Source organism: Thalassococcus sp. S3, from assembly GCF_004216475.1.
Lineage (GTDB): Bacteria > Pseudomonadota > Alphaproteobacteria > Rhodobacterales > Rhodobacteraceae.
Map to the genome: position 1 here is coordinate 84,560 of NZ_CP022303.1, position 24,198 is coordinate 108,757.

Sequence of the window (24,198 nt, forward strand, 5' to 3'; positions counted from 1 at the left end):
TATTTGCCCATGGGCTTTCCTGTTCACCTAATATGCAGATGAGCAACATGTTCTTATGGTCGACTGATCCTGCACGCCCCTCAAGATCCACCAAACGGGTTCAATCCTCTCTTCCCAACTCCGAAATTAGCGCCCCGTTCCGTGTCTATGGCAGGCAAAAGAACTCTGTTGGGCGATTGTCTGTCCTGGTCTTCCGCCCGGAGCTCATGTTTCATTTCGAAAGTCCCTCTACCTGCTGGCGCGCGGGATCTAGACATCGGTTGTTGTCTGTTACCGGACTACAAACTCGGCATGAAGGGCGCCTGCGGCCTTGATGCTTTTGAGAATGTCGATCATGTCGCGCGGGGAAACACCCAATGCGTTCAGGCCCGCGATCACTTCGGAGAGTGATGTACCATCGGGCACTTCGGCCAAGCCAATTCCGTCTTCTTCCTCGATTTCGGCGGCTGTTCTCGGGATCACGACCGTTTCCCCATCGGCAAACGGGTTTGGCTGGACAGCAAGAGGCTGTTCCTCAATGCGAAGCGTCAGGTTGCCCTGTGAGACCGCAACCCTCGAGATGCGCACGTCCTCGCCCAGCACAATCGTGCCGGAGCGCTGATCGACAACGACCCGCGCACGGCGCTCGGGCTCAACCCTGATGTTTTCAATTCGCCCGATCGCATGAGCGGTGGATGCCATCCGGGTGGCTTCGATACTGACTTCCACCGTTCCAGAATCCAGCATGACCGCGACGGCGCGTCTGAAATCCCGGTTGATGGCAGCCTCGATCCGGCTTGCCGTGGTGAAGTCCGGTTCGCGCAAGGCGAGGCGGACAGAGGATAGGGAGGCAAATTCGAAATCCACCTCTCGCTCGATCCGGGCCCCGGATGGGATGACCCCAGACGTTGGCACGCCCTGGACAACGCTTGCAGCCTCGCCCTCCGCTGATGCGCCACCCGCAATGATTGTACCTTGCGCCACGGCATAGATCTCCCCGTCGGCGGCATTGAGGGGGGTCATGATCAGGGTGCCGCCCAAAAGGCTCTTTGCGTCGCCGATCGCCGAGACGGTCACGTCGATCTGGCTCCCGGCTCTTGCAAAGGGCGGCAAGCTTCCGGTCACGAAAACCGCTGCGACGTTTTTCGGGCGAAACTGTTCCCCGGTCACGTTTACGCCGAGACGCTCCAGCGTGTTCGTCATGATCTCTTCGGTAAAGGGCGCGTTTCGCAGCCCGTCCCCGGTGCCGTTAAGCCCCACAACGAGGCCATAGCCAACAAGATCATTCCCGCGTACCCCGTCAAATTCCACGAGATCCTTCAGGCGGATCGGATTCGCAACCGCAACGATCGGCAAAAGCGTCAACAGGACGATTGTCAGAAAGGGTCTCATCTCAGAAAGCTCGTCAATGACAACTGAGACATGCGCACGGTCACCGCGTAAAGGCTTTCGAGGCGAAATTGCGCGTCTTCAAGACGGACAGCTGTTTCATAGGGATCCGCCTCCAAAAGGGCGCCTCTGGCGTAGTCAAGCGATGTCCGTTCAGCGGCATTTCTGGCTGAAACTTCGGCAAGCCTGGACTGCCCGGCGCCAAGTTCAGTGCGTATTACCGTCAAATCGTCTTCCGAATTCTTCAAGGACGACCCCCTTTCCGTCAGAAATCCGCGGAGCTCTGCTGCATCCAGATCGGTCTCACCGCCCGCGGCCAGCGCAGCGAGAGCCGTCGCCTGGATCGCGTCCCGGAAAGCCTCATCATCAGCGCGCCATGTGAAAGACACGTGCGTATCTTCGCCGATCTCCACCGGCGCAAGGGGCACGTCGGACCCCGAATAGGCCAGCGCCCGAAAACCTCCGGGGTCGTCAAACCAATCCTGAGCTGCCTGCGAGATGTCAGCGGCACTCGTCAAGCCCGCGATTTCGGCCTTGAGCGCGCTCAATATCGTTTCGCTGTCGGCCATGGGCGCGCGGTCTGTCTGCGTCCCGGCAAAGAGATACCGACCGCTTGCCGAACTGTTCAAGGCGTATGTCATTGTATCGAGGGCAGTCCGTGCATCTTCCGCAATAGCGTCGAAACCCGGTCCCGTGGAGCCGCCCCCTAGAGAGAGCAAAGTGTTGCCAAGACCTCCGCTCGCGTCCTGCAACCGACCCATGACCACCTCGGCTGTTGCAAAGACGGCGTCTGTTTCCCCTGCGCTCAGCCGGTAACCGTCAAGCATGGTCATCCGGTGTTCGATGTCTGATAGCCTTGTATAATCGCCACCCAGACGCTCCAGAACATCTTGAGTGCGCCCGGAGGCCAGTTCATCCGTCAGTCGTTCGATCGTGTGTCGAATTCTGCTTGTTTGGTTCATTGTGGCGAAGCTGCTCGCAAGATCGCCGATCGAATAGGCACACATCGCTTAAATCCTCAGTAGGGTATTCATCATTTCATCGACGGTCTCGATCACACGCGCATTCGCGGCATAGGCCTGTTCGATCAAAAGCAGACGTTGCATCTCTGTGTCGGTGTCGACCCCGTCCGCCAGCTCGATCTCCCGCATCTGGCTGTATGTGCTGGATGCGTAACTGACGGCTTCGTCGCGTTCTGAACGGCCGCGTGCAACCTTGCTCAATAGGTCCGATCCATGGTCCGCTGCTGACTTTTGGCCGGTGGGTGTCGGGCGGGTCGAGGTCAGTGCGTCCTTCAATGTGCGCAACATGGTTGCGTCCCCCACGCTGCCCGGTGCCGTGGCGCCTAAGCCGTCTCTGATCCGCCAACTCTCCCCGCCCGCATTCGGATCCGCCAAGGCGTTCAACGACAACCGTCCGGCCAGACCCACCTCGTTGGCGGGGTCGAAGGCGTCGCCTGCATCGGTGAACAGGCCTGCATCCGTAGGACCCAGCGTCGGATCGACGCCAGGAGACTGGAACCGCTCGATCAGATCGCGGGCAAACGCGTCAAGATCGGCCTGTGCGGCCACGCCGGCTTCGTCGCGAATTTCGAATTGCGCCAGGAGCGTGCCGCCTCTCAGCGGACTGCTCGCACTATCTGTGCCCAGCTCGATCCCATTGATCGAAAGACCGGATAAGCGGCCCGTTTCAACCCGCATATCCGCGGTAACCGTATTGGACGGGGTGAATTCAATCGTGGCCGGGCTCCCATCGAGGAGGATCGCGCCGCCTGTCGAATAAAGGGCAACTTGCCCGAAATCCCGCTGGACCCGACGGACGGGCACGATTTCGTTGACGTCGTCGATCAGGGCCTGCCGCTGATCCTGAAGTGCAGTCGTGTCCTTCCCGGATGCCTCGATCGCTGTGATGCGTGTGTTGAGCTTCTGAATGGTTTCAAGTTTTTTGTTGAGCGTCTCGACCTGCGTACCAATGGCACGGTCTGCCGCAGACCGTTGGCTTTCAATCTCCCGCGATGCCGCGTTGAGTTGCGATGCAAGATCGCGCCCTGACGACGCCACAGCATCCAAACGGGAGGTCGCGTCCGGCCGGCTTGCCGCAGAGACGAGGCGCGCTTCAAAATCGGCAAGACGCCCGGTCAGGGATGTCGCCTCTCCCGGTTGACCGAGAACCGCTTCGTAAGAGCTGAAGAAACCGGAAAGTGTCTCTGCCTGACGTAGTCCGGCCTCTGCTTCGCGCCGGTTTGACAACACTGCAAGGTCGACATGCCTCAGCGTACCCAGGATGCGGACGCCCCCGTTGGTCGTATCTGAACCCAGAGCCAGGTCGCGTCGGGCATATCCGTCGGTTAGCGCGTTCGCGATATTGGAGGAGACGAGGGAAGAGGACCGACCGGCCGCCGTTAATCCGCTGAATGCAGAATTCAAAGCTGATGTAAGTGACATGAGCGATCCTTTCCTTCGAGCGTCTCAGCGCCCTATCACCGTTTGATATTCGTGGTTTCCTGCAGCATCTCGTCCACGGTCTGGATGACCTTGGCATTTGACGAATAGGACCGTTGCGTCTGGATCATGTTGGTCAGTTCGCTTGCAACATCCGTCGCGCTTTCCTCACGGGCGTAGGATACGATATCACCCGTCGGTCCCTCGCTTGCATTCCAGAGGAAATAGGATCCGCTATCGGGAGACGGCATATATGTCTGCTGATCCAGCGCGATCATGCCATTGGGATTGGGTAAATCGACCAGCGGAACCTGATAGATCGTTCGTGTTATCCCGGTATCGAAAAAGGCATGGACATACCCGTTCTCGTCAACCTCCACGCTTGTCATATTGCCGACAGGCAGCCCGTCTTTCGAAATTGAAACGGGGGCGAAGCGATCTGAGAGTTGCGTGATGCCATCCTGCTGGCCGATCATGCCGATATCGATCTCCATCGGCCCGCCGGCAACATTCACGACCATTGTCCCGGTGGCCGCGTCATAGCCGCCCCCCGATACCGTGCTCACGCTAGCAAGCGTACCGCCTGCGGCGCGCGTGTCATCGAATGTGAGTGTGTATTCCCCGATCACGGCATTGTCGGATGCGGAATCGCGCAGGATCATCGTCCATTCGTTCGAGGATCCAGTTGCCGCGACCGTGGGAACGAACTCAATCTGGATGTTTTCAGAGGTTCCAAGGTTGCCGTAATATTCGACCGAGAGCTGCTCCGTCTTTCCCTCTGCGCCCGACGCTGTTTCCGTTGCCGGCAGGTTCACGCCCAGGCGCATCTGGGTCGTGGGTTCGCCGGAAAACCCGTTGACGTTGATCTGGATCGGCTCAAGCCCGTCAGCGGTATCGCGGGGGTATGTAGGGATCGTGCCATCCGGGTTAGCGGGCCATCCCAAGAGAACAAGGCCGGATTCGGTCGTCAGTCGCCCTTCGGAATCGGTTCGGAAGGATCCGGTCGTCGTCAACAACATCTCTGTGCTGTTGCTGTTTGAGTTCACGGCGGAAGTGGTCGTGACCGGCAGCATGCCGCGGCCCCGCACAGCAAGATCGGTTGCATTCGAGGTAGAGACCAGCGACCCCCGCTCGTCTACCAGGCGCTGAGTGGAAGAGCGAACCCCGCCGGCGGCATAGTTGCCGCCGGATGTACCGGTGACCATGGAATGAAAATCGGTCTGCACCCGCTTGTAACCATAGGTGGAGGAATTGGCGATGTTGTCTGAAATGGACGCCAGACGGGAAGCATTCGCCGTAAGCCCGGCAACACCCGCGTTGAGCGAGGAGGAGATGGTCATGGATACGCCTTTCTGCTGCATCAAATTCTGCTGATGCAACAGCTAGCAGGCGGGCTCTTAACACCACGCTAACAGCTAAAATGCGCGCTACTTCTACCCCTTGCTCCGCAAGAGCGTGACTTCAATCCGGTTGTTTCTTACCGCCATGGTGTTCTGCACCACAGGTGTGCGATCCGCATGTCCGGTAACTCGCCTGATGCGCTCCGGGTCCAACTGTGTCCGGCCGAAGAGTTGACGCATCCGTTCCGCGCGGGCGGATGAGAGCTCCCAAACCGGGTTTTCCGCCAGAACAATCGGTTGCGCGCTGACATGTCCCCCAATTGCGATGGGATTCGTGACCAGATCGGTGACCCGACCGAGCATTTGCGCAAGGTCGCGAAGCAATTGGGTTGGTCGATCCGTTCCCTCTTCGAACAGGGGCGCATCCTCCAAAGAGAAAAGCTCGATCACCAAACCTTCGTCGGTCACTCGCGTGATGACATGGCGCAAGGCGTTTTGGGTCACCATGCTTTCGCCGCCTTTTCCGAAGAGAGCGTCCTCGATCAGTTCCAGCTCTTCGTCCTGTGAGCCGGTCTCGGCCCCTTGCGAATCAAGCCCGGAGGAGCCGCGTGCGCTGTGCGCTTCGGTCGGTCTGTGCAGGCTGGCCCCCGTGCCATTTTGCGGCAGCGTTTGTTCAGAGAACACGTTGTCTCCGCCAAAGGCGCCATCCCCTCCGCCCGAGATCCGATTGATCGGAATCGTCGGCGAAAAGTAATCCGCAATACCCTTGCGTTGTTGTTCCGTCGTCGCGTTCAGCAGCCACATCAACATAAAGAAAGCCATCATCGCGGTCACAAAGTCCGCGTATGCGACCTTCCAGGCACCACCATGGTGCCCGTCGCCGCCAACGACTTTCTTTCGTTTGATGATGACTGGCGCGGCATTCGAAGACGCACCCATTTCCACCACCTTTTCTCACCCACCTCATTGGTAGCAGGCGGGCTGTTAAGGCGGCGTTAATGGCTAAAATGCTTGCGATATTAGAGATTGGCCGATGTGGAAGTGCTCCATTCAGAAATAACTTCGCACAAGCGATCCTGCGATGAGGTTCCATCCATCTGCCATCACGAAGAAGGCAAGTTTGAACGGCAAGGACACGATGGCAGGGGGCACCATCATCATACCCATGGACATCAAGACGGCGGCCACAACCAGATCGATGATCAGGAACGGCAGAAAGATGAGAAAGCCAATCTGAAAGGCGCGAGAGATTTCGGACAGAAGAAAACTGGGAACAAGAACAGAAAGGGGGGCGTCGGGGGTCAGCGCGATGTCCACGCTTTCTGATCTCAGTTCGGCCATCGACAGGAAAGTTTCCGGGTCGACGCGACCAGACATGAAATCGCGAAAGGGCGCCAATATCTCGGGTGTTGCGGTCTCGACATCGATGGCACCGTCGACAAGGGGCGAGATGCCGTTTTCCCAGGCGGCGGTGAAAACCGGCTCCATCACGAAATAGGTCAGGAAGAGCGCAAGGCTGACAATCAGCATATTCGGCGGTGATTGCTGAAGCCCGATCGCCTGACGCAGGATCGCAAGCACCGTCACGATGAACGGAAAACAGGTGACCATGATCGCCAGTCCCGGCGCCAGGCTGAGAACCGTGATCAGAAGGATCAGCTGGATGGAGCGGGCCGCCAGCGAACCGTCTTCGCCGAGAGAGATGGAGATATCCTGGGCCTGGGCGGGATAGGCAAAGCCGAATGCGAGCAGCACAAGAGTGGCGGCTGCCATCCACACCCGTGTCATCTCAGAGACCGTTCTGCAGATCGGCGATTTCGGTTAATCGCACGGCAAGCTGGCCCTGTTTTTCCCCGTCCAGCTCCTCCAATTCGCCACGGGCAATCAGACGGTCGCCGACAAAGAGCTCCACTGGGTCCTCGACCCGCTTGTCCAGGGTCAAAACCGCGTTTTCACCCAGTTGAACCAGTTCGCGTACAAGCGGACGGGCCTTACCGACCGACACCACAACTTCTATCGGCACGGATGTAAACGGATTGCCGGCCTCCGCAGCCTGCCTGGGTTGGTCTTCGGGGTCAGCCATGCTTCTGTTCCTTTTGAATTTGATGCGCAAAGCCAGAAATCGCGGCTTGGATCGTGTCGGTTACCGTCTTGAGATTGATGTCCCGCTCTTCCCGGCCGAGCCGCAAAAACACCTGCCCCTCCGGCAGGCTTTCATCCGTCGCAATCCGCAGGTCGGATGTCTTCGGGAGCATCGGTTCGAGCGCCTGCAGATGGTTGGGCGCGCAAACGAGCTCGAGAGGCGCGTCCCCATGCTCCGCTGCCAGCTTTTCCAATTCCTCGACAACGATCGGCCCAAGGCTTTGCTGCAGCGTTTCAGGCATAATCTGCTCCACGATCGCCTCGAGAAGCGGGGTCACGGCGGCCAGCATCTGTACATGTGCCTCGCGGTGCGTGAAGGTGAGATCCGCCAACGTTTGTGCAAGTGTTGCGCTGACCTTCGTCTGATCCTGCGCCTGGGCCTTGATCGCGTCCTCCCATCCGGCGCTGTAGCCCTGCTCGAACGCGGCCAGCCTTTCGGTTTCCAGCTGAAGCTCGTCCGACGTGTCCGTTTCGCCGACGGCCAGCGCCGTGCTGCTGAAATCTTCCAGGAGATGGGTGATCGGCATCACGCTGTTTCCTCTTCGTCCTCAAGCCAGCTGCGTAAGATCTCAACCGTTTCTTCCTGCCGTTCGCCAATGAGGTTGCGCAGTCGCGCCACCGGATCCCCGGTCGCCTCCCCCGCTTGGGTCGATGCGGGCAGGGAGGTGAAATCATCTGTGCCCGCCTCCGCAATCTCTCCGGTCAGCGCGTCGGAGCGACCGGTCGTTTCATTGGGATCAGACGGCGCCACGGGTGGAAGGGCGGCTGGGGCTGCCACTGGCAGATCCGGCGGGCGGCTCAGGATGGGGCGAATCACAAAGAGGGCAAGTGCCAGGGTGACGACGGCCAGAACAGCCATTTGGATCAAGGACATCGCATCCAGATGCACATTCCCCAAGAGCGATGTGTTCGCCTCCGTTCCAAGTGGTGCGACCGACGGAAGCTCCATGCTCTTGATTGTGATGATGTCCCCTCGCGCATCATCGAAGCCCACAGCCGATGCAACAAGCTCTCGAAGTGCTTCAAGCTCTCCCGCCGGGCGTTCGACAAAACCGGCAGTGCCGTCTGCCCCGTTCGTTTCAAGCCCGTTGACGAGCACTGCGACCGTCAGCCGCCGGATCGCACCTGGTGCGCGAACGATTTCGCGTTCGGTTTCCGATACTTCGTAGTTGACCCGCTCCCGGCTTTCGCTTGTCTCCGCAGAGCTGGCGCCGTCCGCTGCGGCATCGCCATCAGGAAGGTTCGACGCAACCGTCACGTCCCCTCCGCGATCAGAGGAGGTGTTGCTGCGCTCTTCGGTATCGGTGCTGATCGCGACACGGCTTTCCGGATCGAAGCGCCGCTCACGGATCGATTCGCGTTCCGTTACCGTATCAACGCTGACCTCCACGACGGCGTTTCCCTGGCCGACCCGAGCCTCGATCAAGCGCTGGACACGGTCCCTAAGAACCTGGGCCCGGTCCTTGGCCATCGGTCCCGGGTTGGCTTCTTCGGCGACGCCCAGAAGTGCGCCGTTGGCATCGATGATGGCAACATCCTCCACTGCGAGGCCTGCCACGGCAGACGCCACGAGGTGACGCAACGCCTCTGCCTGTGCCGCGTTCAGAGGTCCGCCGGTCGGGGTCACGGAAACCGAAGCGGTGGGCTGCGCGCTGCGGGAGAACGGATTTGCGCCGCTGTTCGCAATATGGACGCGCGCCTGTGAGATGTGACGGCTGGCCACAATAGTGCGGGCAAGCTCCCCCTCTTTGGCGCGCCAATAGGCTGCGTCAAACATCTGCGAGGTCGTGCCAAAGCCGTTCAACGTGTCCAGAAGTTCGTATCCACGCCCTCCGTTTGCCGGCAATCCCTCGCTGGCCAGGGTCATGCGCAGCTCGTCTCTCTGGGACGAATCCACAAAGATAGACCCTCCACGCACGTCAAAGACAGCAGCACGCTGTTCCAACGCCCGCACGACATCGCCTGCCGCCCCGCTTTCCAGACCGGCATAGAGCAGGGTCATCGATGGCGCGGAAGCCATTCGAGACAGCGCCAATACTCCGGCGAATACGGCAATCGTCGACAGCGCAATGATGATACGCCGGCGATTGTCTAAAGCGGCCCAGACCGTTCTAATCTGCTGCACGTCAACCTCCAATCGAACCGCGCCTTCTGCACGGCCTTGGAGGCATCTTTGAACGATCTGCCTTAACAATCGGTTAGTGCCTGTCGGTCTATGGTGCTTTTGCGCATGTAGAAGGGTGCAAGCATGACAGACGCCACAGCCGAAGATGCCGAAGAGCCGGTCAAGAAGTCCAAATTACCCTTGATATTAGGGGTCGCCCTCGCGATCGCGGGGGGCGGCGGCGGCTATTTTGCGGTGTCTTCCGGGCTGATACTCAAAGGCGAATCGCAAAAGGGCACCGCGAATGAGGCAACCGTCGATCCATTACCCGAGATTGCGTATGTGCCCGTCGATCCCTTGATCATTTCTTTGACTGAACGCGGGCAGATGCAGCATCTGAGGTTTCGTGCCCAGCTTGAGGTCGTGGCCAAATATGCCGCAGATGTCGAGACGGTGCTGCCAAGGGTGACCGATGTCCTCAACAGCTATCTGCGTGCGGTCAGGATCGAGGATTTGCAGGACCCTCTCGCCCTGACCCGGCTGCGCGCGCAGATGCTGCGCCGCATCCAGATCGTGACCGGGGAAGGCCGTGTTCGTGACTTGCTCGTCATGGAATTCGTTTTGAGCTGAGGAGGACGTGGTGGAACTCATAGCCGATATTCTTTTGGGTGCTGGCGCGATTGGCGCCGGTCTCTATTGCTTCATTCTTGCGCGCCGGTTGAGCCGCTTCAACGATCTGGAAAAAGGGGTCGGGGGTGCGGTCGCCGTGCTTTCGGCGCAGGTGGATGATCTCAACAAGACCCTGATCGCAGCACAGACAGCGGCGGGAACGTCAAGCGACGCGCTGGCCGATTTGACCGCCCGAGCGGAGGCGGTGTCACAACGGATGGAGCTGATGATGGCGTCGATGCACGATATGCCCGACGACGCTCCGCAGGTAAACGGTCAGGCAGCGGGTCCGCCCAACGATCCACCTGCCGCCAAACCCGGCGAACCGATGTTCGTTCGACACATCCGTTCACAGGCAGGAGGCTGAGATGGCGCGCGCTAGAAGATGGCGTTCCGGCCGGGGTGCGGTCGCTGTGATCGTCGGTTTGCTTCTGGGCTCGGCTGTGATCCGCGTTGGCAGCGGATCGGGCGTTGCGATCGCAAGGGAGTTTGCCCCCCCTCCTCATGTCGAAGAAACGCAGGTGCCTGAACGGAAGGCCGATATATCGCCGCTCCTTGAAGCGCTACAAGCGCGGGAAGCAGCCTTGGACGCGCGCGAGCGGCAGATCCAGGACCGCATGAAAGCTCTCTCGATGGCGGAGGATGCGGTGGATCAGAAGCTGGCCGCTCTTGTCGATGCAGAAGAGCGCCTCCGCGAAACGCTCGCCTTGGCGGATGGCGCCGCAGAGAATGATCTCGCGCGTCTGACAACGGTCTACGAGAACATGAAGCCGAAGGATGCAGTCGCTCTTTTCGAAGAAATGGCCCCCGAATTCGCAGCCGGCTTCCTGGGGCGCATGCGCCCGGACGCCGCTGCCGGCATCATGGCAGGTCTGTCCGCCGAAACGGCCTATGCGATCAGCGTTTATCTGGCCAGCCGCAATGCAGATGTCCCGAAAGAGTGAGTTTTCACACCGCTCGTCAGTTTTTCTTAACCGGGGCCTGCCAAAATGGTGGCGAGCCATCAGACGTGGAGCATTGAGATGATTGGTATCGTAGGGATCGTCGTGATCTTCGTCATGGTGTTCGGTGGCTATCTGGCGGCCGGTGGGAAGATGGGCATCATCATGAAGTCTCTCCCGTTCGAGATTACCATGATCGGCGGGGCGGCAGTCGGAGCTTTTCTGATCAGCAACGATTTTGCCGCTGTCAAACACACCGTCAAGGACATCGGCAAGGTGTTCAAGGGACCAAAATGGAAGCCCGAGGATTACCGCGACCTTCTTTGCCTCCTTTTCGAATTGATCCGGATCGCCCGGCAGAACCCCGTCGCCGTTGAAGAGCATGTCGAAAACCCATCAGAGTCTTCGGTTTTCGGGAAGTACCCCAAGATCCAGGCGGACAAGGAAGCCGTCGAGTTGATCTGCGATACGATGCGATCGGCATCCATGAACTATGACGACCCGCATCAGGTCGAAGAGGTGCTGGAAAAGCGCATGGAAACTAACATGCATCATGCAATGCATTCCAGCCATGCGCTCCAGACCGTGGCCGACGGGCTTCCCGCCCTTGGGATCGTTGCTGCCGTCCTCGGCGTGATCAAAACAATGGCGTCCATTGACCAGCCGCCCGAAATTCTTGGCAAGCTTATCGGCGGGGCCCTTGTGGGAACTTTCCTAGGCGTTTTTCTCGCCTATGGCCTGGTCGGTCCATTTGCCGCCAAGGTAAAAACCGTGACCGAGGAGGATGGGCATTTTTACCAGCTTATCCGCGAAGTGCTCGTCGCCAATCTGCACAATCACGCGACCAACATTTGCATTGAGGTTGGTAGACAGAATACCCCCGCGCAATTCCGCCCTTCCTTCACCGAACTCGAAGAAGCGTTGAAAGGTCTCAAGCAGGACGCGGCTTAATGCGACATTACTTGCTTTCGTTTCTCTTCGTCTTCACGGCATTCAGCGCCTATGCGCAGACAGTGACAATACGTTCGGGGGATCACCCCACGTTCACGCGTCTCGTGTTCACCGTGCCGACCAATGCGCGCTGGACGCTGGAGACCGATCGCTCGACGGTCTCTCTTTCCCTTGCCGGTGGCCCTTTCTCTTTCGACATCAGCGGGGTTTTCTCAAGGATTGATCGCAACCGGGTTCGTGACGTCCGCCCGCGTGCGGGACGAAACAATGTCCTTATTGACTTGGCATGCGACTGCGACGTTCAGGCTTTCAAGGCGTCGGACACGCTTTTGGTCGTCGATGTCTCTGACCAGGCGGAGACCGCAGAGACTTCAAAGACACGCGCCTCCTTTTTGGACTTCAGCAACTCGGTAACGCCCTATCGGTTTTCCGCCGTTGCCAACGATCAACTCATCAAAAGACCCGTGCTCCCCTCTGACGAGGACAAAGCTAACGAAGATATCGACGGGTCTTGGGATGCCAATCGCCTGCTGGACGATGCCGCCGCGCGTACGCGCAACGTCAACGCGTCCGAAAGGCGCCTTCTTGAACAAATCGGTCGCGCGGCGACCCAGGGTCTTCTTGAAACGCGGGCGCCCAATCTCGATCAGATCAAGGCGTCATCTGATCGGAGAAATCCTCCCGTAGACTCAGCTGAAATACCTCAGGATCCGGCGCCAAGGTCCTCTCCGAGGACAACCCGAAACGGCCAGGTGAGCATCAAGGCGACATCCAGTATCGATCAGGAATTGGCCGCCGTTCTGGGCGAGGCTTTCACGTCGGGCGATGGTCAGGCGTGTTTGCCTGACACGGCACTGGACCTCGCCTCATGGGGCGATGGGCGCCCCTTTCATCAGCAGATAGGAGATCTGCGTCTCGCGCTTTACGGTGAATTTGACGCGATTTCGCCGTCATCCGTTCTGTCGCTTGCCAAGACATATCTCCATTTCGGATTTGGCACCGAAGCGATCCATTCGCTTTCGCTGTCTCCGTCGCGTGGGGAGGAGTTCGATACCCTGTTCGCCATGGCCAAGATCCTGGACGGTCTTCCAAGCCCGCGACCGTCTCCCTTCGCGGGTCAGATGGACTGTCAGGGCGATGCGGCAATGTGGTCGGTCCTGGCCGCGGGTCGTATCGAAAAGGGCGCGCCGATCAAACTGGAGGCTTTGCAACGCACGATATCTGATCTTCCACCTCATCTGCGCGGCCAACTTGGACCGCGATTGGCATCTTACCTGAATGATGCAGCCTATCATGAAACGGCCAAAACCATATTGAGGTTCGTTGAGCGAGGATCGAAACGGGCGAGTGATGAGAGCATTCTTGTGCAGTCCGAGATTTCCGAAAAAGCCGGCGAGACGGACAAGGCGAACGCCATGCTTGAAGAGGTGGTAGAGAGTGGATCGGACCTCGCGCCTTTGGCCCTTCTCAAACGCGTCCGATACGCTGAACAGCGTGGTCTCGGGCTCGACCCCGAAACGCCCTTGCTGATCGAATCCTATATCTCCGAGCTCGACGGAACAGACGTGTCGATCTCCCTCAAGGATGCGTTGGTGAGAGCCTATGCGATCCTCGGGGACTTCCCGGCTGCATTCAAAGCGTTGTCGCTGTTTCGGTCAGATCATCCCAACGAAGATACCCAGGACCTTGTCGGTGATTTTGCCGATGCTCTGACTGAAACGGCCAATGATGTCACATTCCTGGATATCGTGTTCGATGGCTTGAAGAACGACGTGGCAACATTGTCGGACGCGTCCAGAACGAAGTTGGCTGACAGGTTGGTCGCGTTGGGCTTTGCCCAACGGGCCATGGACGTACTGGCAAAATCAGAACGACCTTTGCCTGACCAACGGATCACGATGGCCCGTGCTGCTTTGTCGCTGGGACGGCCCCGGCAGGCAGAGCTTCATCTTCTCGGGCTCGAAACCGAAGAGGCTCATTCGCTGCGCGCTGAAGCTCTTGAACAGGCCGGGGACTTTGAAGAAATTCTTGCATTGGAGGGGATTGCGCCAGAAAGCGACGTCTTGCGGCGGGCGGCCTGGCATCTCGGTCGTGATGGGGGCATTGCCGCGGAAGAAGGCAGTCCCTACCAAACCCCAGCTCTTCCGCAACCGAGCAATCCAATTGACGTCGAACGCGAACGGTCACTTTCGCACTCCAGTACATTGCTGGCCAGTAGTGCCGATCTGCGTCTGCAATTGAATGATCTGTTGAAGACGCACTCGGTTCTACAGGATCGCTGAGGCGAACACGCAGCTGATTACGAAATGTAAATGTTCACGATTTAGTCTGTCACTGGACCTCGGATCGATAAGTTTGGTTGGCAGAATGCCTAAGAAACAGCCCATGAAACATGCGTGCCTTGCCCGAGCGAGACGCACTTGCGCGGCGCAAATACACAGGCTCAGCGCAATCCTTGCGATTGTGGTGGGGTCTGCATCGGCAAATGTCGGGCTGGCAAGAACGGATACCGAAAACATCTGTGACCACGCCGCCATTCGGGCCGCTCGGGATCAAGACGTTCCTGTCGATGTGATGAGGACGATCACCCGGGTCGAAACCGGACGATCCCGTAACGAGGCAGTGGTGCCCTGGCCTTGGACGGTCAATATGGAGGGTGAAGGGCGCTGGTTTGCGACCGAAGACGAAGCGCGTGCCTATGTCTTTCGGCACTTCAAAAACGGCGCGCGCAGCTTTGATGTCGGCTGCTTCCAGATCAACTACAAGTGGCATCATCAGGCATTTCGCTCGATCGACGAGATGTTCGATCCGGAGATCAACGCGACCTATGCCGCAGAATTCCTGAGATCGCTCTTTGTCGAATTCGGCGACTGGTCAAAGGCCGCCGGTGCATACCATTCCCGCACGCCTGTTTACGCACGCAAATACGCAAAGAAATTTGATCAGGTCCGTGCGCGTCTTGATCCGGCACCCCCTCAAGGCACGCGGGTTCGCGGGGCATCCCTTGCAGACCCCTTTGCGCCCTCAAATACCTCTGCCGGTCCGCCCGGTTCTCTGGTTCGACTGGCGCCGAAACGCAATGCCGGTCAGCTGTCTCTCTTTCACACTTCCAGGCGCGGGAACTAGGACATGAAAACCCTTTCCGCTCAGGCTTTTTTCAGCCCCACCGTTCTGCTTGCTCTGGCCTTGATGGCTGTCATCGTGATGATGGTTCTTCCGATGCCGGCTTGGATCCTCGACATTGGGCTGGCGGCATCCTTCGCTCTTGCCATCCTGATTTTTACCGTCACGCTTTTTATCGAGAAGCCGTTGGATTTCTCTGCGTTTCCGACCGTGCTGCTGGCATCTTTGATGTTGCGTCTTTCTCTCAACGTCTCCTCGACCAAACTCATCATCGGAGAAGGGCATACCGGCACCGATGCGGCCGGCAATGTCATCGAGGGGTTCGCGCAATTCGTCATGGGCGGCAGTGTCTTTCTCGGCCTGGTGACGTTTGGCGTGCTCCTGATCGTGAATTTCATGGTGATCACGAAGGGTGCTGCGCGGATGGCTGAGGTCGGCGCCCGTTTTGCGTTGGACGGTATGCCGGGCAAGCAACTTGCCATCGACAGTGATATGTCAGCGGGCGCGATCGACCATGTGCAGGCCAAGGCGCGTCGGGAAACGGAACAGCAAGAGACGACCTTTTTTGGATCGCTCGACGGCGCATCGAAGTTCGTGAAGGGCGACGCGATCGCCGGCCTTCTCATCACTCTGATGAACCTCGTGATGGGTCTGATCATGGGCATTGTCGTGCACGACATGCCAATCGGCTCTGCATTTGAAACCTACGCGATATTGACCGTTGGTGACGGTCTCGTTTCTCAGATCCCCGCCGTGATCATTTCCATCGCGTCGGCGCTTCTGCTCGCCCGGGGCGGTGCGCAAGGCGCGACCGATCTTGCCTTGCTTTCGCAGCTTGGCAAGCACCCTGCCGCACTGGCGACGGTGGCTCTCCTGATGGGTCTGTTCGCGCTTATCCCGGGCCTGCCCTTCGTGCCGTTTCTATGCGGTGGGCTCGTACTTGGGCTGGCCGCATATCTGGTCTTCCGTCGTGAAAGAGAAGCGGCCGACCGCGCCGACCGCGAAGAGGTTCAGCCCGATGCGCCCGTTTCGAAACCGATCGGGGACGTGCTTGACCTCGATGACATCCATGTGGAGTTCTCGTCCGATCTGGTAAACATGGTGCTTGATCCGGGAACGGGCCTCGATGCCCGGATTGCGAATATGCGCACCCATGTTGCAACCGTCTTTGGTCTGATCCTGCCTGAAATCCGCCTGACCGACCAGCCGAGCCTGCCAATCGGCACATATCTCATTCGCATTCAGGGCGTCGAACAGGTGCGGGGTGTTTTGCACCCTGATCTCGTGCTGGCCCTCCTTTCGGATCAGGCCGAAGATGCGCCCAACGGAACAGATGTCGTCGAGCCCGTTTATGGTGCTCCGGCCCGTTGGATCAATCCCAAGGATCAGGAGGATGCGGCGGTGGCCGGTCTGACCATCGTTACACCGACAGAGATCCTCGCGACCCATCTTCTTGAGGTGATCAAACGTAATTTCAGTCGCCTTCTGACGTTGAAGACGCTGCGCAGGATCCTGACCGAGATGGTGAATGTCAGCGATGCCCGCCGCGCCGATGCAAACAGGAAATTCCTGGATGAGCTTATCCCCGACAAGGTTCCGATCGATGTTCTGCATGCGGTGCTCCGCCTGCTGCTGGAGGAACAGGTCTCCATCCGCAATCTGGCGCTCATCATCGAGGCCACCGCCGAAGCGCGCATGCTGACCACCCAACCCGACGCGATCTGCGAATTGGTGCGCCAGAAGCTGGGCTTCCAGCTGGTGGCCGATATGCGGCGTGAGGACGGGACCATACCGCTCGTCCAGCTTGCCTCGGAATGGGAGGAGATGTTTGCGAGCTATCAGATCGAAACCGAGCGTGGCGGCGTCGACATTGCCCTACCGCCCGAGGAGTTCAACAGACTGGCCGCTGCATTGTCCGACAGGCTCTTTGAAATGTCTGAGCGTGGTCTCTTTCCGGCTGTCGTTACCTCTACGCGGCGCCGGCGTTTTCTCAGGACGGTCATGAAAACGAAGGGCATGAACAATCCCGTTCTTTCGTTCGAAGAAATCGGACTTGAAGCCAAGCCAGCACTGGTTGGAGTGATTGCCGCATGATTTCGGTGCCCGTCGCTTTTCTCGATACGCTGGAGAATGGCTTGTGGCTCTTTGCTGCGATCTTCCTGCGGGTGTCCGCGCTGATCTCCGTCATGCCCGCCTTCGGCGAGCGATCGGTCCCGGTGCGGATCAAGCTGGTCCTGTCGATAATGTTCGCGCTGGTGATCTTTCCAGCCGTGCCCGGTTTTGAACCACCGACCTCTCTCACGACACTCTCCCGATTTGCGCTGACCGAAACCGTGATCGGTCTGGCCTTTGGCATGGGCTTGAGGCTCTTTATTCTCGCCTTGCAAACGGCCGGCGCGATTGCCGCACAATCGACATCGCTTTCGCAGATCCTGGGTGGAGCTGCCGTCGATCCGTTGCCGGCAATGGGATACATCCTTGTCCTCGCCGGTCTCGCGCTCGCTGTGATGGCAGGCCTTCACGTGCGGGCGGCTGAACTCCTGCTTTTGACCTACGAACTCTTTCCCGCCGGGCGGTTTCCGGATGGGCAGATTCTATCGTCTTGGGGATTGGCCCAGACCGCGCGCGCATTCTCGCTGGCGTTCACGCTGGCAGCCCCGTTTGTGATCGCCTCTCTTGTCTATAATCTCGCCCTCGGCGCGATCAATCGGGCGATGCCGCAGCTGATGGTCGCCTTTGTCGGTGCGCCGGTTATCACATTTGGCGGATTGGCGCTGTTGTTGATCACCGCACCGGTTCTTCTGCAGGTCTGGCTTGATGCATTGATAGGCTTCAGTCGCAATCCGATGGCCGCGCCCGGATGAGCCAACAGGACGAAGAGGCCGAAAAGTCCCATGAGGCGACCCCGCAAAAGCTTGAGAAAGCTCGAAAAAAAGGGGAGATCGCCAAATCGACAGACCTGCTTGTCGCTGCAAGCTATGCCGGGCTGATCCTGGCCATGCTCGCGTCGGGGGCCTATGCCGTGAGCGAAGCCGGTACCCTGATGATGGTGCTGCTCGACCAATCCGCGGCCCTGTCCGCCCTGGTTTTTGGAGAGCCCGCCTCAGCGCCGATGGGCGGTATCCTCCTTGGTCTGGCTTTGCCGCTTTCGCCGATCTTCGGCATTCCGTTTTTTGCGGTGATCCTTGCGATATTCGCGCAAAGGGCCTTTGTCTTCGCGCCCACCAAACTGGCGCCCAAGCTGTCGCGCATATCCCTCATCGGGAATGCGAAGAACAAGTTCGGGCGGTCCGGGCTCTTTGAATTCGCGAAGAGTTTTATCAAGCTCTTGATCTATTCGATCTGCCTGACCTTCTTCCTGCGCGCGCGCTCCGACGAGATTGTTAGCACGCTTCATTCAAGCCCTGAAATCGTCGCCAGCTACATGATGCGGCTCTGCGTCGAATTTCTTGCCATCGTTTTGCTGGTGGCCCTCGTCATCGGCGGCATAGATGCGGTCTGGCAGTTTCAGGAGCATCTGCGCAAGAACAGGATGTCCCGCAAGGAGCTGCTGGACGAGACGAAGGAGGCCGAAGGCGACCCCCATCTCAAGGGCGAACGCCGGCAGCGGGGACAGGCCATTGCCCGGTCGCAGATGATGGCAGAGGTGCCGGACGCTGACGTCGTTATCGTCAACCCGACCCATTATGCGGTCGCGTTGAAATGGAGCCGGCAAGCCGGCGAGGCCCCGGTCTGCGTGGCCAAGGGCGTGGATGAGATCGCGGCGAAGATCCGCGAGATCGCGACAGAGGCCGCGGTGCCGATCCATCACGACCCGCCGACCGCCCGGGCGCTTTACGCGACCATGGAGATCGGACAGGAGATTGACGAGGTTCACTATCCCGCAGTCGCCGCAGCAATCCGGTTCGCCGAGCAGATGCGCCAGCGGGCAAAGGGACGTGTGACATGAAGCAAACGGATCTGGCCGCCCTGGCCGATATCACAGAGCTTGCCTTTCAACGCGAGCAGGCAAAGTTGCAGCCGATCCTGGCAGAAGAGGGTCGCATCCGTCGTGCGCTTGCCCATCTCGACGAACAGGTTCGCCGTGTCAGAACAGATCCCGAGAGTGTCGCGCTCATGCGGCCCTGCGGTGCGGATGTGGCCTGGCAATCCTGGGAAGGGCGAACGCGCCGCGCGCTCAATATGCAGTTGGCCCACGTCATGGCAGAGAAAACAGAGCTGCTCCATCGCGTTCGGTCGGCCTTTGGCAAAACCTGCGTCGTGGATCATCTGCGCAGCGCCATGATCACTGAAAATGCGCGAAGAAAGGCGCGGGAGTTTGAACACAGGGTGTCGTCGCCAGGCTGACCAGCCGCACGGAGCGCGCGGCGAAGGCCGTAGGCGAGGTAGCTGGCACTGCGCTTTTTCAGTCGGCCCGAAAGATGGAGCAGATCTGTGTCTCGCATCCGGACTGCCGGTGAGAAGCTTTAACGAACGGTATTCCAAAATCAGCGGAAGCGCGCCCCCCCAAGGCGCCGCTGCCTGTTTTTAGGTAGAACCCCGAGACCCGAATGGCAGGTCCGGAGCCGATCCGCTCAAACGTCCTGCCGTGCGATATCGACGATCAGAACATCGCTCACCGCATCTCTCAAAATCGGTTTGGCGGTTTCGTAAAGCGCGTTGCGCAATGCGTTCATATTGCCCGCGCTGGTAAAGGCGCCACTGAACCCTCCGACATTCGCGTGATCGAACAGCACTTGCAAAAAGGCGTCTCTCAGCTTGGGCTCCTGGGAGAAGACATCTTCGCTCGTGCCCGCATCGACCTCGAGGCTGAGGGACAGAACAACCATTGCCGAAACCCGATCACCCCGTACGACAGGCACGACAAACTGGTTGTTCAGCTTCACGTACTCTTTGCTCAGATCCTTTTCCGGCTTTTCGGCGGGCGCCTTTTTCGCATTGTCAGCTGACGGCGCCGCCTCTTCGGAGGCGGGCGGATCGACAAGAAACATCCCAGCACCGATGCCGCCGCCCGTACCGACAATAAGAAGGAGGATCGGGATCAAAAAGCGCATCGGACCCTCCTTAGAATGGCAGAACGGCGTCGAGCACCTGTTGGCCGATCCGCGGTTGCTGCACATCGGTGATCTGGCCGCGCCCGCCATAGGAGACGCGCGCCGACGCGATCTTGTCGTAGGTAATCTCGTTCTGGCGCGACACATCCTCCGGCCGGACGAAGCCTGAGACAAGCAATTCGCGCAACTCGAAATTCACCCGCAATTCCTGAGAGCCCATGATCGACAAGACACCGTTTGGCAGAACATCCACCACGGTTGCAGCGACACGTAGCTCAAGTTTCTCCTTACGCTTGACCGAGCCGCTGCCGCCGCTTGAGCTGGAGGAATCCAGCGAGACCGCGTCGGCCAGGCTTGCGCCCTCCGGCAGCTTTTCGTCCGCGCGTTGAGGCAGACCCAGAAGCTGTGGAACGCGCAGGCTCTCTGATCCGTTGCGCGCGCGGGCCGTGTCGTTCGAGATCTCGGCCTTTTCGTCGATCTCGATGACGACGGTCATGATATCGCCGCGCTTCATCGCTCTCCGGTCACCGAAAAGGGATTGCCTGTTGCCGCTCCAAAGCGAGGCCTCATCTGCTGGCGCTTCGGCGTCCAGCGTCACCGGCAGGCCTGGAGAGAGCATCGCGACATGCTCCCGCGTTTCGGTTGCGGGAGAGAAAGTCGGCGCCCGGCCCAGGTGGTCGAGACGCGCGCAAGCGCCCAGCAAGGCCGTGGCTGATGCTGCAAGAAGAAGCGTTCTGAGTGCCATGGCGAAATGTCCTTATTCTACGTGAACCGACCCGTCCGCGCGGATCAGGCCAAACAAGATATTGCGGGAGGAGAGGTTCATGACGCGGATCATGTCCCCGTCAGCACCCCGTCCAAGCGCCCGCCCCGCGGTTGAAATCCGAAGGCCAGCGCGTGCGTAGATCAGCGGAACCATCTGGTTGCGCTCCACGATGGCTGGCGGCCCGATATCGCCCGGTCGCATCGGTCGTCCGGGATAAAGCGCGATGCGCGCTTCCTGTCCGATCACCTCGGACGGATCCGAAAGGGCTCCGGCAATCGACACCTGCTTGATCACAAGGTCTTCCGGGCCGATGACGCTGCCGGCACGGATCGTACGGGCCGGGACGAGGATATCGGCCTGAACCGCTTGCGCTGCGATCAGCAGAAATGCCAAAGCCCACCGCATCAGCGGACCTGCGTGGTCGCGCCCATCATCTGATCGGCGGCAGAGATCACTTTGGCGTTCATTTCATAGCCGCGCTGCGCCTCGATCAATTCCGTGATCTCACGCACCGCATCGACAGAGCTGTCTTCGAGATATCCCTGTCGCAGCGTGCCAAGCCCATCCTCGCCCGGGGTTGACACCAGGGCAGGCCCTGACGCCTCTGTTTCGGCAAAGAGGTTCGACCCCAACGCTTCCAGCCCCTTTGGATTGGTAAAGCCGGCAAGGGTGATTTGACCAAGAAGCTGCCCTTCGGCGTTGTCCTGGAAATAGGCGTAAACCTCACCGGCGGCATTGATCGAGATACTGCGCGCATCGGCAGGAATGACGATCTCCGGTGCGACCGGAAAGCCATCGGATGTGACGATCTGCCCTTCGGCAGAGCGTTTCAGACTGCCGTCACGCGTATAACCGGACTGGCCCGATGGCAGCGTGATTTCGAGATATCCCTCGCCTTCGATGGCCACGTCGAGATCCGCGCCGGTGGCCGACAGGGAGCCCTGCGCAAGGTGCACCGTGACCGCCGCCGGACGCACGCCAAGACCCAGCTGAACGCCGGTGGGCAGCACCGTCCCGTCGGCGGCGTTGATCGTGCCGGCCCGCGCGATCTGCTGATAATGCAGATCGGCGAATTCGGCGCGCCGGGCGTTATATCCCGTCGTGCTCATATTCGCGAGGTTGTTGGAGATCGTTTCGACCCGCATCTGCTGGGCACTCATGCCGGTGGCGGCAATCTTAAGGGCACGCATGGCGATATCCCTCCCTTATTTCGTAAGTGATTTGACCGCCGCGCGGATACGCTCGTCCTCGGCGGTAAGAAAGCTTTGCCCCAGCTCGTAAGCGCGCTGGACTTCGATCATGCGTGCGATCTGGGTAACCGGATCGACGTTTGAGGCTTCGAGAAACCCCTGAAGGACCCTCGCATCCGGTGCGGCCTCCACCCCGTCGATACTTTCGAACATCACGCCATCCTCCCGGCGCAGGCCGGTCACGTCGATGGGTTTGTAAAGCCCTACCTGGCCCAGCGGTTGTCCCCCGGCGCTGACGGTGCCGTCCGGCGCGATCTTCAGACCCGGCGTGTTCGGTGGAATAAAGACCGGTGTGCCGCCGGGATCGAGAACGCGAAACCCGTCCGGCGTGACCAGATCGCCCTCGGCGTTGGGCGAAAACGCTCCGGCTCGGGTCAGCCGCTCTCCGCTGGGCGTTTCGATCAGAAAAAAGCCATCGCCCTCGATCGCAAGATCGAAGGTCCCTCCGGTCTGGTCCAACGCGCCTTGCGCCATAGAGGTTTTTCGACCGTTCGCGTGGCCCATGGAGACAGACGGCGCATTCTCGGACTGCCGAACGAATTCAGAAAAGATCAGCCCTTCTTGCCGGTATCCCGTCGTGGCCGAATTGGCGATGTTGTTCGCCACGACCTGCATTTCTCGCATCAGGCCCGATTGACGGGCGAGTGTTACATATCCGGTGGAGCCCAATTTAACCTCCGACGATAAGGGGAACGATCTGGCCCTGAAAAAAGGAGACCAGCGTCTGTGTCATGAAACCCATGGAAATCCAGAAAACGATCACGATGGCGCCCAGTTTGGGCACGAAGGTCAGCGTCATCTCTTGGATCGACGTCAACGCCTGGAAAAGACCGACAATCAACCCGGCGATCAGGGCCACCGAAAGGATCGGGATCGAGATCACCACAGCGACCCAAAGCCCCTGGCGCAGCGTGTCGAAAAAGATGGCCTCCGAGAGCATCTTAGACCGGCATTCTCAGGATTTCCTGATAGGCCTCGACAACCTTGTTGCGCACGGTCACCGCGGTTTCCACCGCCAGTTCCGTCTGGGCCAGAGCCTGAACCAGAGCATGTGGATCAGCGTCGCCGACCATCGCCGCCTGGGCCGTGGCCTCGGTGTCGCGCAGCGTCGCGGCAAAGTCCTGCGCCATGGTCTGAAACCGTGCGCCCGCGCTTTCCGCGCCGGTCTGCGGTTCGGTTGCGGGCCGCGACTCGGCATATTTGCCGGCCGCTTGAATCGCGCGAATATCCATTCTGGATCTCCTTTATTTTCGTAGTAATTCCGTCAGGCTCGACGACATTTGCCGGGCCTGCTCGAACATCTTGAGGTTTGCTTCGTAACTGCGCTGTGCTTCACGCGCGTCGGCCAGTTCGATCATCAGATCGACATTCGTACCCTCATAATGGCCACTCTCGTCGGCCAGCGGATGTGCCGGGTCAAAGATGCGCTCCAGCTCTGTGCGGTCGAGGTTCACGCGCCCGGTTTTCACTTCGCTGATCTGGCTGGTCGGATCGGTCAGACTTTCGAACGGCACCGTCTTGCGGCGATAACCGGGCGTGTCCGCATTCGAGATGTTCTCGGACACGTGACGCAGCCGGGCCGCTTGTGCGCGCAATGCGCTGGAAGAGACCGAAAGGGATTTGGAAAACTCGCTCATCACACGTCCTCACTGATGCCGGATGCTTGTGCGCAGGATCCCAAGCGCCGATTTATAGATCGACACGGCGCGATCATGCTGTCGCTTGACTTCAACCGCGTTCAGCATCTGCTCCTCGATCGAGACGCTGTTCTCGTTCGGATCGCTGCCTGCTTTTTCCGATACGATGATCTGAGCGCTGACATCGCGGGTGCCCAGAAGATGCGTCTTGCGCGTGGCGTGCTGCCCGGCGAAGACCTCACGCTTTTCATAGAGTTGTGAAAACGGAACGATGTCTTTCGCGCGGTAACCGGGTGTGTCGGCATGCGCGATGTTCTGGGCCACAACGGCCTGACGGGCGCCGGCATGGGTTGCCATGGCATGGGCCATCTTGAAAACGTTCAGATTTTTGAACACCGGGGCTTCTCCCTCG

General features: G+C 59.3%; 28 protein-coding genes. 10 read left to right on the plus strand and 18 right to left on the minus strand.

Going from position 1 to position 24,198, the window contains the following annotated elements:
* Positions 1-270: 270 nt before the first annotated feature.
* From CFI11_RS00430 to fliF, 9 genes are all read right to left on the minus strand, one after another.
* The gene (locus CFI11_RS00430; RefSeq protein WP_130401965.1) at positions 271-1,371 is read right to left on the minus strand and encodes a flagellar basal body P-ring protein FlgI; all 1,101 of its coding nucleotides are present in this window, start codon (positions 1,369-1,371) and stop codon (positions 271-273) included.
* The gene (locus CFI11_RS00435; protein ID WP_130401967.1) at positions 1,368-2,375 is read right to left on the minus strand and encodes a flagellin; all 1,008 of its coding nucleotides are present in this window, start codon (positions 2,373-2,375) and stop codon (positions 1,368-1,370) included. Before CFI11_RS00435 ends, CFI11_RS00430 begins: the two co-directional genes overlap by 4 nt.
* Before the next feature lie 3 nt (positions 2,376-2,378).
* Positions 2,379-3,812, minus strand: a complete 1,434-nt coding sequence (flgK, locus tag CFI11_RS00440; protein WP_130401969.1) for a flagellar hook-associated protein FlgK — start codon at positions 3,810-3,812, stop codon at positions 2,379-2,381.
* A 35-nt stretch (positions 3,813-3,847) separates the two neighbouring features.
* Positions 3,848-5,149 (minus strand): flagellar hook protein FlgE, encoded by a 1,302-nt coding sequence (locus CFI11_RS00445; RefSeq protein ID WP_254448995.1) that lies wholly within the window; start codon positions 5,147-5,149, stop codon positions 3,848-3,850.
* Positions 5,150-5,242: 93 nt separating this feature from the next.
* Entirely contained in the window at positions 5,243-6,088 is an 846-nt protein-coding gene (locus CFI11_RS00450) for a flagellar motor protein MotB (RefSeq protein WP_130401973.1), read from the minus strand.
* A gap of 111 nt (positions 6,089-6,199) precedes the next feature.
* Positions 6,200-6,937, minus strand: coding sequence for a flagellar type III secretion system pore protein FliP (gene fliP, locus CFI11_RS00455; protein ID WP_130401975.1), 738 nt, complete (start codon positions 6,935-6,937; stop codon positions 6,200-6,202).
* 1 nt (position 6,938) lies between these two features.
* Positions 6,939-7,232 carry a FliM/FliN family flagellar motor C-terminal domain-containing protein gene (locus CFI11_RS00460; protein WP_130401977.1) on the minus strand — a complete coding sequence of 98 codons (294 nt, stop codon included), beginning with the start codon at positions 7,230-7,232 and terminating at the stop codon, positions 6,939-6,941.
* Positions 7,225-7,818 (minus strand): hypothetical protein, encoded by a 594-nt coding sequence (locus CFI11_RS00465; protein ID WP_130401979.1) that lies wholly within the window; start codon positions 7,816-7,818, stop codon positions 7,225-7,227. Before CFI11_RS00465 ends, CFI11_RS00460 begins: the two co-directional genes overlap by 8 nt.
* Positions 7,818-9,416, minus strand: a complete 1,599-nt coding sequence (gene fliF, locus CFI11_RS00470; RefSeq protein WP_130401981.1) for a flagellar basal-body MS-ring/collar protein FliF — start codon at positions 9,414-9,416, stop codon at positions 7,818-7,820. Before fliF ends, CFI11_RS00465 begins: the two co-directional genes overlap by 1 nt.
* A gap of 123 nt (positions 9,417-9,539) precedes the next feature.
* Here fliF and fliL point away from each other — a divergent pair, with 123 nt between their 5' ends.
* From fliL to CFI11_RS00520, 10 genes are all read left to right on the plus strand, one after another.
* Positions 9,540-10,025 (plus strand): flagellar basal body-associated protein FliL, encoded by a 486-nt coding sequence (fliL, locus tag CFI11_RS00475; RefSeq protein ID WP_130401983.1) that lies wholly within the window; start codon positions 9,540-9,542, stop codon positions 10,023-10,025.
* 10 nt (positions 10,026-10,035) lie between these two features.
* The gene (locus tag CFI11_RS00480; protein ID WP_130401985.1) at positions 10,036-10,431 is read left to right on the plus strand and encodes a hypothetical protein; all 396 of its coding nucleotides are present in this window, start codon (positions 10,036-10,038) and stop codon (positions 10,429-10,431) included.
* 1 nt (position 10,432) lies between these two features.
* On the plus strand, positions 10,433-11,008 hold the full coding sequence (locus tag CFI11_RS00485) for a MotE family protein (protein WP_130401987.1): 576 nt from the start codon (positions 10,433-10,435) through the stop codon (positions 11,006-11,008).
* 78 nt (positions 11,009-11,086) lie between these two features.
* Entirely contained in the window at positions 11,087-11,956 is an 870-nt protein-coding gene (gene motA, locus CFI11_RS00490; protein ID WP_130401989.1) for a flagellar motor stator protein MotA, read from the plus strand.
* Entirely contained in the window at positions 11,956-14,238 is a 2,283-nt protein-coding gene (locus CFI11_RS00495; protein WP_130401991.1) for a hypothetical protein, read from the plus strand. The genes motA and CFI11_RS00495 overlap by 1 nt, the downstream gene beginning before the upstream one ends.
* A gap of 292 nt (positions 14,239-14,530) precedes the next feature.
* Positions 14,531-15,082 carry a lytic transglycosylase domain-containing protein gene (locus CFI11_RS00500; RefSeq protein ID WP_254448997.1) on the plus strand — a complete coding sequence of 184 codons (552 nt, stop codon included), beginning with the start codon at positions 14,531-14,533 and terminating at the stop codon, positions 15,080-15,082.
* A 3-nt stretch (positions 15,083-15,085) separates the two neighbouring features.
* Complete coding sequence (gene flhA, locus CFI11_RS00505; RefSeq protein WP_130401994.1) at positions 15,086-17,173, plus strand: flagellar biosynthesis protein FlhA; 2,088 nt, start codon at positions 15,086-15,088, stop codon at positions 17,171-17,173.
* Complete coding sequence (locus CFI11_RS00510; protein WP_130401996.1) at positions 17,170-17,943, plus strand: flagellar biosynthetic protein FliR; 774 nt, start codon at positions 17,170-17,172, stop codon at positions 17,941-17,943. Before flhA ends, CFI11_RS00510 begins: the two co-directional genes overlap by 4 nt.
* Positions 17,940-19,028, plus strand: a complete 1,089-nt coding sequence (locus tag CFI11_RS00515) for a flagellar biosynthesis protein FlhB (protein WP_130401998.1) — start codon at positions 17,940-17,942, stop codon at positions 19,026-19,028. The genes CFI11_RS00510 and CFI11_RS00515 overlap by 4 nt, the downstream gene beginning before the upstream one ends.
* On the plus strand, positions 19,025-19,426 hold the full coding sequence (locus CFI11_RS00520; RefSeq protein WP_130402000.1) for a hypothetical protein: 402 nt from the start codon (positions 19,025-19,027) through the stop codon (positions 19,424-19,426). The genes CFI11_RS00515 and CFI11_RS00520 overlap by 4 nt, the downstream gene beginning before the upstream one ends.
* Before the next feature lie 227 nt (positions 19,427-19,653).
* Here the strand turns inward: CFI11_RS00520 and CFI11_RS00525 are convergent, their stop codons facing one another.
* The 9 genes from CFI11_RS00525 to CFI11_RS00565 are packed head-to-tail and all read right to left on the minus strand — an operon-like array spanning position 19,654 to position 24,182.
* On the minus strand, positions 19,654-20,133 hold the full coding sequence (locus CFI11_RS00525) for a flagellar basal body-associated FliL family protein (protein ID WP_130402002.1): 480 nt from the start codon (positions 20,131-20,133) through the stop codon (positions 19,654-19,656).
* Between the two features lie 10 nt (positions 20,134-20,143).
* Complete coding sequence (gene flgH, locus CFI11_RS00530; RefSeq protein ID WP_130402004.1) at positions 20,144-20,878, minus strand: flagellar basal body L-ring protein FlgH; 735 nt, start codon at positions 20,876-20,878, stop codon at positions 20,144-20,146.
* Positions 20,879-20,890: 12 nt separating this feature from the next.
* Positions 20,891-21,304 (minus strand): flagellar basal body P-ring formation chaperone FlgA, encoded by a 414-nt coding sequence (gene flgA / locus CFI11_RS00535; RefSeq protein ID WP_130402006.1) that lies wholly within the window; start codon positions 21,302-21,304, stop codon positions 20,891-20,893.
* Entirely contained in the window at positions 21,304-22,089 is a 786-nt protein-coding gene (gene flgG, locus CFI11_RS00540; RefSeq protein WP_130402008.1) for a flagellar basal-body rod protein FlgG, read from the minus strand. The genes flgA and flgG overlap by 1 nt, the downstream gene beginning before the upstream one ends.
* Before the next feature lie 15 nt (positions 22,090-22,104).
* A complete protein-coding gene (locus tag CFI11_RS00545) occupies positions 22,105-22,818 on the minus strand; it encodes a flagellar hook-basal body complex protein (protein WP_130402010.1) in 714 nt (237 codons plus the stop codon).
* 1 nt (position 22,819) lies between these two features.
* Positions 22,820-23,089, minus strand: a complete 270-nt coding sequence (locus CFI11_RS00550; RefSeq protein ID WP_130402012.1) for a flagellar biosynthetic protein FliQ — start codon at positions 23,087-23,089, stop codon at positions 22,820-22,822.
* 1 nt (position 23,090) lies between these two features.
* Positions 23,091-23,381, minus strand: coding sequence for a flagellar hook-basal body complex protein FliE (fliE, locus tag CFI11_RS00555; protein WP_130402014.1), 291 nt, complete (start codon positions 23,379-23,381; stop codon positions 23,091-23,093).
* A gap of 12 nt (positions 23,382-23,393) precedes the next feature.
* Positions 23,394-23,786, minus strand: coding sequence for a flagellar basal body rod protein FlgC (gene flgC / locus CFI11_RS00560; protein WP_130402016.1), 393 nt, complete (start codon positions 23,784-23,786; stop codon positions 23,394-23,396).
* Positions 23,787-23,795: 9 nt separating this feature from the next.
* Positions 23,796-24,182: a FlgB family protein gene (locus tag CFI11_RS00565; protein WP_130402018.1), complete on the minus strand. Its 387-nt coding sequence runs from the start codon at positions 24,180-24,182 to the stop codon at positions 23,796-23,798.
* Positions 24,183-24,198: the final 16 nt, after the last annotated feature.